The sequence below is a fragment of the Pseudomonas nunensis genome (assembly GCF_024296925.1).
GTDB classification, from domain to species: Bacteria; Pseudomonadota; Gammaproteobacteria; order Pseudomonadales; family Pseudomonadaceae; genus Aquipseudomonas; species Aquipseudomonas nunensis.
Genome location: NZ_CP101125.1, coordinates 4,049,992 through 4,062,996, shown reverse-complemented (window position 1 = coordinate 4,062,996; position 13,005 = coordinate 4,049,992). Strand labels below are relative to the sequence as shown.

10 protein-coding genes are annotated in these 13,005 nt (G+C 60.3%); 6 read left to right on the top strand and 4 right to left on the bottom strand.

Translation table 11 applies throughout. From position 1 onward, the window contains the following. Window positions 1-195: 195 nt before the first annotated feature. Together rlmM and tusA are read left to right on the top strand one after the other, a co-directional pair. Entirely contained in the window at window positions 196-1,269 is a 1,074-nt protein-coding gene (gene rlmM / locus NK667_RS17620) for a 23S rRNA (cytidine(2498)-2'-O)-methyltransferase RlmM (protein WP_054615619.1), read from the top strand. Window positions 1,270-1,450: 181 nt separating this feature from the next. Further along, window positions 1,451-1,702, top strand: coding sequence for a sulfurtransferase TusA (tusA, locus tag NK667_RS17615; protein WP_054054315.1), 252 nt, complete (start codon window positions 1,451-1,453; stop codon window positions 1,700-1,702). Here the strand turns inward: tusA and NK667_RS17610 are convergent. Beyond that, entirely contained in the window at window positions 1,699-3,108 is a 1,410-nt protein-coding gene (locus NK667_RS17610) for an MATE family efflux transporter (RefSeq protein ID WP_054615618.1), read from the bottom strand. The two genes, tusA and NK667_RS17610, sit on opposite strands and share 4 nt — an antisense overlap. A 298-nt stretch (window positions 3,109-3,406) precedes the next feature. Between NK667_RS17610 and pdxB the strand changes: the two genes are divergently transcribed. After that, window positions 3,407-4,549, top strand: a complete 1,143-nt coding sequence (gene pdxB, locus NK667_RS17605; RefSeq protein WP_054615617.1) for a 4-phosphoerythronate dehydrogenase PdxB — start codon at window positions 3,407-3,409, stop codon at window positions 4,547-4,549. A gap of 188 nt (window positions 4,550-4,737) precedes the next feature. Here the strand turns inward: pdxB and NK667_RS17600 are convergent, their stop codons facing one another. Next, window positions 4,738-4,917: a PA1571 family protein gene (locus NK667_RS17600; RefSeq protein ID WP_054054311.1), complete on the bottom strand. Its 180-nt coding sequence runs from the start codon at window positions 4,915-4,917 to the stop codon at window positions 4,738-4,740. A gap of 257 nt (window positions 4,918-5,174) precedes the next feature. On the opposite strand from NK667_RS17600, the gene NK667_RS17595 reads away from it, so the two are divergent. Continuing rightward, window positions 5,175-6,962 carry an ABC transporter transmembrane domain-containing protein gene (locus NK667_RS17595; RefSeq protein WP_161807670.1) on the top strand — a complete coding sequence of 596 codons (1,788 nt, stop codon included), beginning with the start codon at window positions 5,175-5,177 and terminating at the stop codon, window positions 6,960-6,962. A 141-nt stretch (window positions 6,963-7,103) separates the two neighbouring features. Next, window positions 7,104-8,135, top strand: coding sequence for a Fic family protein (locus NK667_RS17590; RefSeq protein WP_054615615.1), 1,032 nt, complete (start codon window positions 7,104-7,106; stop codon window positions 8,133-8,135). Window positions 8,136-8,283: 148 nt separating this feature from the next. On the opposite strand, the gene NK667_RS17585 is transcribed toward NK667_RS17590, so the two are convergent. Further along, window positions 8,284-10,212, bottom strand: a complete 1,929-nt coding sequence (locus NK667_RS17585) for a transglycosylase SLT domain-containing protein (RefSeq protein ID WP_054615614.1) — start codon at window positions 10,210-10,212, stop codon at window positions 8,284-8,286. A 213-nt stretch (window positions 10,213-10,425) separates the two neighbouring features. Here NK667_RS17585 and NK667_RS17580 point away from each other — a divergent pair, with 213 nt between their 5' ends. Further along, entirely contained in the window at window positions 10,426-12,345 is a 1,920-nt protein-coding gene (locus tag NK667_RS17580) for an ATP-binding cassette domain-containing protein (RefSeq protein ID WP_054054301.1), read from the top strand. A 192-nt stretch (window positions 12,346-12,537) separates the two neighbouring features. On the opposite strand, the gene NK667_RS17575 is transcribed toward NK667_RS17580, so the two are convergent. After that, complete coding sequence (locus NK667_RS17575) at window positions 12,538-12,975, bottom strand: universal stress protein (protein WP_054054300.1); 438 nt, start codon at window positions 12,973-12,975, stop codon at window positions 12,538-12,540. Between the last annotated feature and the right edge of the window lie 30 nt (window positions 12,976-13,005).

Below are 13,005 nucleotides of genomic sequence, written 5' to 3'. Positions count from 1 at the left end.
CTACGGACTGACGGGACAAACAGAGCATTAAACCTAGCCCTGTTTTAAGTAGCTGGCTAATAACTGGACTCTATCGACAAGTCCAAGGTTCCGAACTCGGCTATCATGCGCCGGTTTTCGTTACAGGCTTTGCTTCACCGCAAGCCTGGGCATCGCGCAGTGGCTGAATTCCTCGCCATCTGCCCAGGAGTAAGAATGAACACCCTATTTATGCATTGCCGGCCGGGCTTCGAAGGCGAAGTCTGTTCCGAGATTGCCGAACACGCCGCACGCTTGAACGTGGCCGGTTATGCCAAGGCCAAGACCGCCAGCGCCTGCGCCGAATTCATCTGCACCGAAGAAGACGGCGCCGAGCGCCTGATGCGCGGCCAGCGTTTTGCCGAGCTGATCTTCCCGCGCCAATGGGCGCGCGGGATTTTCATCGATTTGCCGGAAACCGACCGTATCAGCGTGATCCTCGCGCACATCGTCGATTTCCCGGTGTGCGGCAGCCTGTGGCTGGAAATGGTCGACACCAACGATGGCAAGGAACTGTCGAACTTCTGCAAGAAATTCGAAGGTCATCTGCGCAAGGCACTGATGGCCGCCGGCAAACTGGTGGAAGACGCCAGCAAGCCGCGCCTGCTGCTGACCTTCAAAAGCGGTCGTGAAGTGTTCGTCGGCCTGGCTGAGTCGAATAACTCGGCGATGTGGCCGATGGGTATTCCACGCCTGAAGTTTCCGCGCGACGCACCAAGTCGTTCAACCCTGAAGCTGGAAGAGGCCTGGCACCACTTTATCCCGCGGGACCAGTGGGATGAGCGCCTGCACAGCGACATGACCGGCGTTGACCTCGGCGCTGCGCCAGGCGGCTGGACCTGGCAACTGGTCAACCGTGGCATGCTGGTGACCGCCATCGACAACGGTCCGATGGCCGAAAGTCTGATGGACACCGGCCTGGTGCAGCACTTGATGGCCGACGGTTTCACCTTCAAGCCACGCCAACCGGTGGACTGGATGGTCTGCGACATCGTCGAGAAACCGGCGCGCAACGCCGCAATGCTGGAAGAGTGGATTGGCGAAGGCCATTGCCGCGAAGCGGTGGTCAACCTCAAGCTGCCGATGAAACAGCGTTACGCGGAAGTGAAGCGCTTGCTCGAACGTATCGCCGAGGGCTTCAAGGAACGCGGGATCAAGGTCGAAATCGGCTGCAAACAGCTGTACCACGACCGCGAAGAAGTGACCTGCCATTTGCGCCGGATTGATGTGAAGAAACCCAAATCCCGCTGAGACCAGCGATCCCCTGTGGGAGCGGGCTTGCTCGCGAAGGCGGGCTGACATTCAACATTGATGTCGACTGACACACCGCTTTCGCGAGCAAGCCCGCTCCCACAGGGGGGATGGCGTCATGCCACAGATGACCGAACACCCGGCAATGCGCGACAATGCCGGCCAGTTTCAGGAGTGAATCATGAGTGAAATGCTTGATACGCCGGTAGACGGCACCCTCGACGCCACCGGCCTCAACTGCCCGGAGCCGGTGATGATGTTGCACCAGCACATCCGTGACCTGGCGCCCGGCGGCTTGCTCAAGGTGATCGCCACCGACCCGTCGACCCGGCGCGACATTCCCAAGTTCTGCGTGTTTCTCGACCACGAGCTGGTGGCGCAGCACGAAGAGGCAGGCACCTACCTCTACTGGATCCGCAAGAAACTCGCTTAACCCATCGACTGGCTGATACGAATCCGCTTGCGTGCACTGCGCGTCAGGCGGATCGACAGCATCAGCGCCGCGCAACTCAAGCCCACGATCAAACCCTGCCACAGCCCGCTCGGGCCGCTCGGCGCGCCGAACCAGTCGGTCAGGCCCAAGGCGTAACCCACCGGCAAGCCAATCCCCCAATACGCGAACAAGGTCAGGATCATCGTCACCCGCGTGTCCTGATAACCGCGCAATGCACCGGCCGCCGTGACCTGGATCGCATCGGAAAACTGAAACAGCGCCGAATACACAATCAGCATCGCCGCCACATGAATCACCGTCGGGTCGGCGGTGTAGATCGTGGCGATGTGTTCTCGCAGCAACAACATCATGCTCGCCGACAGACACGCATAAGCCAGCGCGGTGCCCATGCCGACACCTGCGGCAAAGCGTGCTTCACGGGGTTCATTGCGGCCCAGTGCCTGGCCGACGCGCACGGTGACGGCCATGCCCAGCGAGTAGGGGATCATGAACACCAGGGAGCTGACGTTCAGCGCGATCTGGTGCCCGGCCACGACGGTTGCACCGAGGCTGCCGATCAACAGGGCAATCACCGCGAAGATGCTCGATTCGGCGAACACTGCGATGCCGATCGGCAGGCCGATGCTCAGCAGGCGTTTGATCACCGACCATTGTGGCCAGTCGAAGCGGCTGAACAGCTCGCTTTTCTGGTAGGCCGGCGCCCAGCGTGTATAGACGATCATGCCGAGGGCCATGAACCACATCACAATCCCTGTCGCCCAGCCGCAGCCGGCGCCGCCCATGGCGGGCACGCCCAGGTGGCCATAAATGAACACGTAGTTCAGCGGGATGTTCAGCGCCAGGGCGCACAAACCCAGGATCATCGCCGGACGCGTGCGGCCCATGCCGTCGCTGTAGCAGCGCAGCACGTGGTAAAGCGCAACCGCTGGCAAACCGGCGGCGATGCCGTGCAGGTATTGCATGCACGGGCCGATCAGTTCGGGGTCGACCTTCATGATGTGCAGGATCGGCTCGGCGGCAATCAGCATGCCGGTCGCCATCAAGCCCACCACCAGGGCCAGCCACAACGCCTGGCGCACGATCGGGCCGATCTCGTTGTGGGTGCCAGCGCCGAAACGCTGGGCGACTTTCGGTGTTGTGGCGAGCAACGTACCGGTCATCAACAAAAACACCGGGACCCAGATCGAGTTGCCCAGCGCTACGGCGGCCAGGTCACGGGGACCGACACGGCCGGCCATCACCGCATCGACGAAGCCCATGGCGGTGGTCGCCAGTTGCGCGATCATGATCGGCAACGCCAGTGCGAGCAAGGTCTTCAGCTCCAGGCGAATCCGGGCCGGGCGGGTGAGGGGAGTTGCAGCGGGGTGATCAGTCACGGAATTCACGAGCGAAACGTCCAGGGTACTTGAGGCGCAAGGCGGCGCATTCTACCCCGTTGACGCACTGGTCAGGAAAAGCGCTGTGTTGTGGATTTGTAATTCTTCCCACCTACTGCACATCCCCCGTAGGAGCTGACGAGTGAAACGAGGCTGCGATCTTTTGATCTTGTTTTTTAAAAAGCAAAGTCAAAAGATCGCAGCCTCGTTTCACTCGACAGCTCCTACATGGCTCCTACAGGGGATGCGTGCTAGGCGTGACGGGTCATCTGCAACTACACTGCCGATCCGCCAAAGGAGCCTCGCCATGCTGATTGTTGCCGACGAAAATATCCCGCTGCTCGATGCCTTTTTCCAGGGTTTCGGCGAAATCCGCCGGGTGCCGGGACGTTCCATCGACCGCGCCATGGTCGAGCAGGCCGATGTATTGCTGGTGCGCTCGGTGACCAACGTCAATCGTTCGTTGCTCGAAGGCAGCAAGGTGCGGTTTGTCGGTACCTGCACTATCGGCACCGATCACCTAGACCTGGATTACTTTCAACAGGCCGGCATCACCTGGTCCAGCGCACCCGGCTGCAATGCCCGGGGCGTGGTCGACTATGTGCTTGGCAGCCTGCTGACCCTGGCTGAAATCGAAGGCGCCGACCTGACTCAACGCACCTATGGCGTAGTCGGTGCCGGCGAAGTGGGCGGGCGGTTGGTCAAGGTTCTGCAAGGTCTGGGCTGGAACGTGCTGGTGTGCGACCCGCCCCGGCAAGCGGCGGAGGGCGGCGATTTTGTCAGCCTGGAGCAGATCATCGAGCAATGCGACGTCATCAGCCTGCACACGCCGTTGAAGAAGCACGGCGCTCAGGCGACCTGGCACCTGTTCGACAAGCCCCGTTTGAACCGACTCAAGCCCGGCGCCTGGCTGATCAACGCCAGCCGTGGCCCGGTGGTGGACAACGCGGCCCTGCGTCAGGTGTTGCTGCAGCGTGAAGACCTGCAAGCGGTGCTGGACGTCTGGGAAGGCGAGCCCGAGGTCGACGTGGCACTGGCTGACCTTTGCGTGCTGGCGACACCGCATATCGCCGGCTACAGCCTCGACGGCAAACAGCGCGGCACGGCGCAGATCTATCAGGCGTATTGCGACTTCCTCGGCCAGCCGGCCGAAGTCAGCCTGAGCGATTTGCTGCCCGCGCCGTGGTTGAAGCAAGTGACCTTGCACGCTGACAGCGATCCGGCCTGGGCGCTGGCGATGTTGTGCCGAGGCGTGTATGACCCGCGCCGCGACGATGCGGATTTCCGCCGCAGTCTTGTGGGCAATGTGAGCGAGCAGCGTGCGGCGTTTGATGCGCTGCGCAAGAACTATCCGCCGCGCAGGGAAATTGATGGGTTGCAGGTGCGGATTGAGGGGGAGTCGGCGGTGTTGCAGAAGATCGTGGCGGCCCTCGGTGCAGTGGCCGTCTAGGAATCGAGTCGGCCCCTTCGCGAGCAAGCCCGCTCCCACACTGGATCTCGGTTGAACACCACATTTGTGTTCACCAAAAATCCCCTGTGGGAGCGGGCTTGCTCGCGAATAGCCGCACCGCAATGTCTGGATAATCACCCATAAAAAACCCGGCCAACCTGGGCCGGGTCAAGAAGACGGTGGCTATATCACTCTTGTTCGGCAGGCTTGACCAATCGCTTCTCCAGTTCGCGGCAGGCGTCCTGGATCATGCCTTCAGTGATCGGTACTTCGTGCCCGTCCTCATCGATAATCGAGCAACCCAGAGACTGGTCTGGCTGTGTGCGGATCACTTGAATCTTGTCTTCGCTGCTGTTTTGCAAGGACATGGCCTGTCTCCTCATCAGGTTGTGTGCTTACTCTAAAACCGCCAGGTGACCGGGCTGTGACAACTCCCTGCGGTCTCTCCCGAGCGGCAACTCCAGTCCACCAGAAATCCCGCATTGTTGCCACCCGGACTTTAGACCAATAGCGTCTAGCCGCTAGTCTTGGCGGACATAATTAACCTGACTCATTGTGATTTACAGAGTTCCACCCCATTGAGTGTGTAGGCTGGCCCCATCAATCGCTTCTACCGCGAACCTGGATGAACCCGATGCTCTCTTCCCGTCACCGTCGCGCCATTCGTCTGGCTAGTCGTTTTCTCGTGCCATATCGCTTACAGGCACTGGGCGCCTTGCTGGCGTTGATCGTTACCGCTGGCATTACATTGTCCATGGGGCAGGGCATTCGTCTGTTGGTGGATCAGGGTTTCATGACCCAATCGCCGCATTTGCTCAACCAGACCATCGGTCTGTTCATGGTGCTGGTGCTCGCCCTGGCAGTCGGTACTTTTGCGCGCTTCTATCTGGTGTCGTGGATCGGTGAGCGGGTCGTCGCGGATATTCGGCGCCAGGTGTTCAATCATCTGGTGTACCTGCATCCGGGCTTCTACGAAGACAACCGCAGCTCCGAAATCCAGTCGCGGCTGACTGCTGACACCACACTGCTGCAATCGGTGATCGGCTCGTCGCTGTCGCTGTTTTTGCGCAATCTGCTGATGGTCATTGGCGGGATCGTGCTGCTGTTTATCACCAACCCCAAACTCACCAGCATCGTGGTGATCGCCTTGCCGCTGGTGATCGCGCCGATCCTGATCTTCGGTCGCCGGGTGCGCAGCCTGTCGCGCGAGAGCCAGGACCGGATTGCCGATGTCGGCAGCTACGTGTCCGAAACTCTCGGCCAGATCAAAACCGTGCAGGCCTACAACCATCAGGTCCAGGACGAAAAACGCTTTGCCGTGACCGTGGAACAGGCTTTCGATACCGCGCGCAAACGCATCGTCCAGCGTTCGTGGCTGATCACGCTGGTGATCGTGCTGGTGCTGGGTGCGGTGGGTGTCATGCTTTGGGTCGGTGGCATGGACGTGATTGCCGGACGGATTTCAGGTGGGGAACTGGCGGCATTTGTCTTCTACAGCCTGATCGTGGGCAGCGCCTTCGGCACGTTGAGCGAAGTCATCGGCGAATTGCAGCGAGCGGCGGGGGCGGCGGAGCGGATCGCCGAGTTGCTGCGTTCGGAAAACATCATCCGGCCGCCGACCAGCGGACTGGTGACCTTGCCTGAAAGGGTGAAGGGCAACCTGCAGCTGCAGGATGTGCGCTTTTCCTACCCTTCACGTCCCGAAAGCTTCGCCGTCGATGGCTTGAATCTGACCATCAACGCGGGCGAAACCCTGGCGCTGGTCGGGCCGTCCGGCGCGGGTAAATCCACCGTGTATGACTTGCTCCTGCGGTTTTACGACCCCGCCGAAGGCCGCATCCTGCTTGACGGCGTGCCGCTGACGCAGCTTGATCCGCTCGACCTGCGCCGCTGCTTCGCGCTGGTCTCGCAAAACCCGGCGCTGTTCTTCGGCAGCATCGAAGAAAACATCCGCTATGGCAATCCGGGCGCGACCCTGGCCCAAGTCCAGGAAGCGGCAAAGATTGCCTACGCCCACGACTTCATCGAGCAAATGCCCCACGGCTACCAGACCCACCTCGGCGACGGCGGCCTCGGCTTGTCCGGTGGCCAACGCCAACGTCTGGCCATCGCCCGGGCGCTGCTGGTGGACGCACCGATCCTGCTGCTCGACGAAGCCACCAGCGCCCTCGACGCCCAAAGCGAACACCTGATCCAACAAGCCCTGCCCAGCCTGATGAAAAACCGCACCACCCTGGTCATCGCCCACCGCCTGGCCACCGTGAAAAACGCCGACCGCATCGCGGTGATGGACCAAGGGAAACTGGTGGCAGTGGGGACGCATCAGGAGTTGGTGGCAAGCAATGCGCTGTATGCGCGGTTGGCGGCGTTGCAGTTTAGTGATGGCAAAGCCGAACTCGACCTGCACGCGTAGGAGCTGTGTAGGGGCTGTGTAGGGGCTGTGTAGGAGCTGTCGAGTGAAACGAGGCTGCGATCTTTTGACTCTGAATGATGGCTGCCTGAACCCCTTTGTTCGGGCATCATGTCGCCTTGATCAAGTTGCCCGGATGAGGCTATGAGTCGCTACCAACCACCGTTGACCCTGACCACGAAAATACTGGCGTTGATCGCTGAGATCAGTGAACAGATCGGTCAGCTGTCGGCAGTAAGTGATAGTCAACAGACGCCTCAGCTACGCCGCAGTAATCGTATTCGTACGATTCAGGCTTCGTTGGCGATCGAAAACAACACCCTCAGCATCAAGCAGGTAACGGCTGTCTTGGCCGGGCAGCGTGTACTGGGTTTGCCACGGGAAATTCAGGAAGTACGCAACGCTTTTACAGCCTATGAAGCGATGCCGCACTGGAAGCCTGGCAGTCGAGCCGATTTGCTCCGCGCTCATGAACTGCTTATGCACGGATTGATTGATGATTGCGGGCGGTTTCGTCAGGCGGGTGTGGGCATTTACCGTGGCGAGCAATTGGTGCATATGGCTCCGCCACCGAGTCGCGTTGCGCATCTGATGGATGACTTGCTGGCGTGGCTGGGAGCGTCTGACTGGCATCCGTTGATCATCAGTTGTGTGTTCCACTACGAGTTCGAATTCATCCATCCTTTCGCCGATGGCAATGGGCGGATGGGGCGTCTCTGGCAGACCTTGATACTCAGTCAGTGGCGTCCTGTGCTGGCTTATCTGCCGGTCGAAGCGGTGATTCGTGAGCAGCAGGATGCGTATTACGCGGCGTTGTCTGCTGCTGACCAGTTGGCGGAATCGACGCCTTTTGTTGAGTTCATGCTTAAGGCGTTGAGTCTTGCGCTGGCGGAAGCGGCTCGGAGTGAACCCCAGACCGACCAAGTAACCGACCAAGTAACCGACCAAGTAGCAAGGCTGCTTTTGGCGCTAAATGGCGGTGGTCCACTCAAGGTTAATGAGTTGATGGTAGAGGTCGGTCTGGCGCATAAGGCGACCTTCCGAGCCAATTACCTTAAGCCGGCATTGGTCGCTGGTTTGATCGAAATGACCGATCCCGACTCACCTAAAAGCCCTGCTCAACGATACCGTTTGACTGCGCACGGCAAGGCATCAATACCGTCGAGACCCGCGTAGGAGCTGTCGAGTGAAACGAGGCTGCGATCTTTTGATCTTCCTTTGAACCACAAACAAAAATGCCCGCATCACTCGATGCGGGCATTTTTTCAGGAGCAGATCAAAAGATCGCAGCCTGCGGCAGCTCCTGCGCGACCGGCATTACCGGTCATTGATCATCAAAATACCGTTCATGCCAATCCACCAGCGGCTGCGGCGAGTTGAGTTTCTGGCCGTAGATCACCGAGTACGACAATACGTTCTGCACGTACTGGCGGGTTTCGTCGAACGGGATGCTTTCCACCCACACGTCGAAGCTCAGGTGATCGGCACCGCGCAGCCACTGGCGCACGCGACCGGGGCCTGCGTTGTAGGCGGCGGAGGCGAGGACGCGGTTGCCGTTGAACTGGCTGTGAACCTGGCTCAGGTAGGCGGCGCCGAGCTGGATGTTCTTGTCCGGGTCGAGCACTTGCTGCGGCGAGGCCAGGGGAATGCTGAACTTGCGCGCGGTTTCCTTGGCGGTGCCGGGCATCAGTTGCATCAGGCCGCTGGCGCCGACGCCGGAGCGGGCGTCGTCCATGAAAGCACTTTCCTGGCGAGTGATGGCGAACACCCAGCTCGAATGCAAGCCACGGACCTTGGCTTCACGCACCAGAGTGTCGCGGTGGGCCATCGGGAAGCGGATGTCCAGGTCGTCCCAGTACTGCGCCTGACTGATGGTGCGGATCGCCGGGAAATACCATTTCAGGTCGTAGGCCAGTTTCGCCTGGGCAACCATTTCGTCGCGGTTGAAATGACGGCTGACGTGATACCACTCGCGACGACCGTCGACGATCTGGCCACGGGCGTGGAATTCCAGGGCGCGACGCACACCCGGTGTGTTGCGCACCTTATTGATCAACGCCTGGCTGAGCACCAACGGTTTGTTGAGCAGCGAATAGGGCAGTTGCGAGCGATCAGCTGCGAGGAAACCGTAGAAATCCCGTTCGCGGGCGAGGCCCTTGTACAGCGTCTGCGCTTCCGGATTCTGCGGCTGCGCCAGTTCCAGACTGCGGGCCTGCCAGTAGCGCCAGCGGTTGGTGGTTGCCAGGTCCTGCGGCAAGCGCCGGGTCAACTGATAGGCATCATCCCAACGTGCCAGGCGCAGCAGCAGGCGCAGGCGCCATTCGGACACGGTGTTGTCGCGCAGTTCCGGGTCGTACTTGGTCATGACGTCCAGCGCGCGCGGGTCGAAACGTCGGGCGAGGGTCAGGCCGATTTCCCGGGCAATGGCGACTTTCTCATCACGGGAGAAGTGCATGCTGGTGGCGTAACCGTCGAGCAGGTCCATGGCCTTGTCCGGGTCCTGTTTGGCCAGGCGACGCAGGCCGAGGCTGACGATGTCGGACATTGGCTCATCGGCCGGAGCAAACCGTGACGGCTGATTGAGCAGCTCGGGCTTCTGCGCCACATCCACCAACAAACGACCGCGCGGGGCGAGGGTGGTCAGGCCGCTGACCAGACTGTTGGCGAGTGGGTAGTTGCGTGCCTGGGCCGCGAGTTTGGTGCGTTCCCAGCGTTTCTGTTCGGTCAGTTGACCTTCGGCGGCCCAGATCCCGAACAGGCCATCACAGGCGGCAGGTTGCGATTTGCCGGTCAGCCAGAGCTTTTCGGCGTTGGCGTAGCCTTGGGGCTTGAGGTTATGGCCGATCTGATACTGCGCGTTCAGGCAGTCCAGCTCGGTGAAATTCAGCTTGGGGTCGTAGTACTTGACGAAGGTCGCCCAGTCACCGCGATCGGCGAGCCAGCGCAACCAGCGCAATTTCATCCAGTTGGCCTGGGGCAGGTCACCGTGTTCGGCGAGAAATTTCTCGATCTCGGCATTGCTGGCGGTTTTAAGGCGCGCGGTCAGTTCGTCATAGGCCAGATACGGCTCCAGCGGATAATCGCTGAGTGCCTGGCTATAGCGGAAATAGGGCTCGGAATCACCCTTGGCCAAGGCGCGCTTGGCTTCATCGTAATACTGGCGTTGGGTGGACAAGTCCACCGCCTGGACTGATTGAGCGGCAGTGGCAGAAAGAAGCAAACACGATAAAAGACTGAAAAGGCGACTGCGCATGAGACATCCGGGCAGAAAAATCATGACAAGCGCTGACAGGATCAGCACTGAATAATCTGTAGCTTAGCCTTTTGCCAGCAACGGGCGAAAGCTTTGCCGGCCTGCCGGTGCAAGATCGCAACAATTGTCATGCAGAGTGCTACAGAGGTGAAATTGCCGGCCTTCTGAAGCCTCAAGTCAGGTAGAATGCGCGCCCGGTTTTTGGAGAAGCTCATGACCCTGCTCAAATTCAGCGATGTGTCCCTTGCTTTCGGCTCTACGCCGTTGTTGGACAAGGTGTCCTGGCAGATCGCCCGTGGTGAGCGGGTGTGCATCATCGGCCGCAATGGCACTGGCAAGTCCAGCATGATGAAGCTCGTCAAGGGCGACCAGAAGCCCGATGACGGCTCCGTTTGGCGCGCACCCGGGCTCAAGATTGGCGAATTGCCGCAAGAATTGCCGGTAGCCGACGAGCGGACCGTGTTCGACGTTGTGGCTGAGGGTCTGGACGGTGTGGGCGAGCTGCTTGCGCAGTATCACCACCTGAGCCAGAACATCGTCACCGACGCCGACCTGGACAAGCTGATGCACGTCCAGCACGACCTCGAAGCCCGCGACGGCTGGCGTTTGCAGCAATTGGTAGACAGCACGTTGAGCCGTCTGCAGTTGCCCGCCGACAAGACCCTTGCCGAATTGTCCGGCGGCTGGCGTCGCCGCGTCCTGTTGGCTCAGGCCCTGGTTTCCGAACCGGACCTGCTGCTGCTCGACGAACCGACCAACCACCTGGACATCGGTGCGATTGCCTGGCTCGAAGAAGCGCTGAAGGATTTCCAGGGCGCCGTGCTGTTTATCACGCACGACCGTTCCTTCCTGCAGAACCTTGCAACCCGCATCCTCGAACTGGATCGCGGCGGCCTGATCGACTGGAACGGCGACTACGCCAGTTTCCTCGTGCACAAAGAAGCCTCGCTGGCGGCTGAAGACACGGCTAACGCGCTGTTCGACAAAAAACTGGCCCAGGAAGAAGTCTGGATCCGCCAGGGCATCAAGGCGCGCCGCACCCGTAACGAAGGCCGCGTGCGTGCCCTCAAAGCTTTGCGCAACGAGCGCAGCGAGCGTCGTGAGCGCACCGGCAAGGCCAACATTCAGCTGGACACCGCTGACAAGTCCGGCAAGCAGGTGATGGTCCTCGAGAACGTGAGTTTCGCTCACCCGGGCGGCCCGTTCCTGATCAAGGACTTCTCGATGGTCCTGCAGCGCGGCGACCGTATCGGCCTGCTCGGCGCCAACGGTACCGGCAAGACTACCTTGCTGAAACTGATGCTCAACGGCTTGCAGCCAACCAGTGGCACCGTGGAAGAGGGGACGCGCATCGACGTGGCGTACTTCGACCAATTGCGCCATCAGCTGGACCTGGAAAAAACCGTGATCGACAACGTGGCCGAAGGTCGCGACTTCATCGACATCGATGGTCAGAGCCGTCACGTGCTGAGCTACCTCGGCGACTTCCTGTTCAGCCCGCAGCGTGCTCGCACGCCGGTGAAGGCGCTGTCCGGTGGTGAGCGTGCCCGTCTGTTGCTGGCCAAGCTGTTCAGCAAACCGGCGAACCTGCTGGTGCTCGATGAGCCAACCAACGACCTCGACGTCGAAACCCTCGAGTTGCTGGAAGAGGTCTTGCTGACCTTCAACGGCACCGTGCTGATGGTCAGTCACGACCGGGCATTCCTCGACAACGTGGTCACCAGCACCCTGGTCTTCGAAGGTGAAGGCAAGGTTCGCGAGTACGTCGGTGGTTATCAGGACTGGCTGCGTCAGGGCGGTTCGCCGCGCCTGTTGGGCGTGACCGAGAGCAAGTCCGGCAAAGCCGACCTGACCTCCGCTGTAGTGACGGCCGAAGCGGCGCCAGTCGCTGCTGTAGTCGAAGCACCAGTGGCGAAGAAAAAGCTCAGCTACAAGCATCAGCGCGAGCTGGAAATGCTGCCGGGCCAGATCGAAGCCATGGAAACGCAGATTGCGGCAGTTGAAGCGCAAATGGCGGATCCGGCGTTCTATCAGCGTCCGGCTGCCGAGACGGCTGCGGTGATTGCTCAGCTTGAGCAATTGCAGGCTGAACTCGACGTGATGGTCGAGCGTTGGGCCGAGCTGGATGCCTGAATGATCCTGCAATAAAAAAGCCCGGCGTTCAGAGATGAACGCCGGGCTTTTCGTATGGAATGCGATCTACTGGGCTGCCATAGATCCAATGTGGGAGCGGGCTTGCTCGCGAAAGCGCTGTATCAGTCAGCACATTTGTTGAATGTTAAGCCGCCTTCGCGAGCAAGCCCGCTCCCACATTGTTCCGGGTTGTCAGCTTTTGACCAGGCGCACCGCAAGCACATCGCAAGGCGCACCGTGCAACACATCGTTGGCGGTCGAACCGAGCAACAGCGCCAGACCGTGCCGGCCATGACTGCCTACCACGATCAGGTCGCAGGTCTGTTCCTTGGCTAGATGGTGAATCTCCTGACGCGGCTGGCCGTAAGTCAGGTGGCTGTATTCCTTGGTGAGCTCCGGGTACTTCAGGATCAGTCGGTCCAGGCGCTCCTTGGCTTGATCGAACTGTTGCTGCTGCAACTGGGACAGGTCCATCGGCACGTCGCCGCCAAAGGCCATGGCCATCGGCTCGACAATGTGCACCAGGGACAGCTTCGCGCCGTTGCTCACCGACAGCTCGCGAGCGCGGTGGATAACAGGATCGCACTCTTCGGTTAGATCTACAGCGACCAGAATATGGTGGTAGGGCATGAGGTGCTCCTCCTGAGGATTGCGATATTG

Excerpts from the sequence above, each read along its gene's own strand:
- rlmM (WP_054615619.1), top strand. The coding sequence starts at position 196 with ATGAACACCCTATTTATGCATTGCCGGCCGGGCTTCGAAGGCGAAGTC.
- tusA (WP_054054315.1), top strand. The coding sequence starts at position 1,451 with ATGAGTGAAATGCTTGATACGCCGGTAGACGGCACCCTCGACGCCACC.
- pdxB (WP_054615617.1), top strand. The coding sequence starts at position 3,407 with ATGCTGATTGTTGCCGACGAAAATATCCCGCTGCTCGATGCCTTTTTC.
- NK667_RS17600 (WP_054054311.1), bottom strand. The coding sequence starts at position 4,917 with ATGTCCTTGCAAAACAGCAGCGAAGACAAGATTCAAGTGATCCGCACA.
- NK667_RS17595 (WP_161807670.1), top strand. The coding sequence starts at position 5,175 with ATGAACCCGATGCTCTCTTCCCGTCACCGTCGCGCCATTCGTCTGGCT.
- NK667_RS17590 (WP_054615615.1), top strand. The coding sequence starts at position 7,104 with ATGAGTCGCTACCAACCACCGTTGACCCTGACCACGAAAATACTGGCG.
- NK667_RS17585 (WP_054615614.1), bottom strand. The coding sequence starts at position 10,212 with ATGCGCAGTCGCCTTTTCAGTCTTTTATCGTGTTTGCTTCTTTCTGCC.
- NK667_RS17580 (WP_054054301.1), top strand. The coding sequence starts at position 10,426 with ATGACCCTGCTCAAATTCAGCGATGTGTCCCTTGCTTTCGGCTCTACG.
- NK667_RS17575 (WP_054054300.1), bottom strand. The coding sequence starts at position 12,975 with ATGCCCTACCACCATATTCTGGTCGCTGTAGATCTAACCGAAGAGTGC.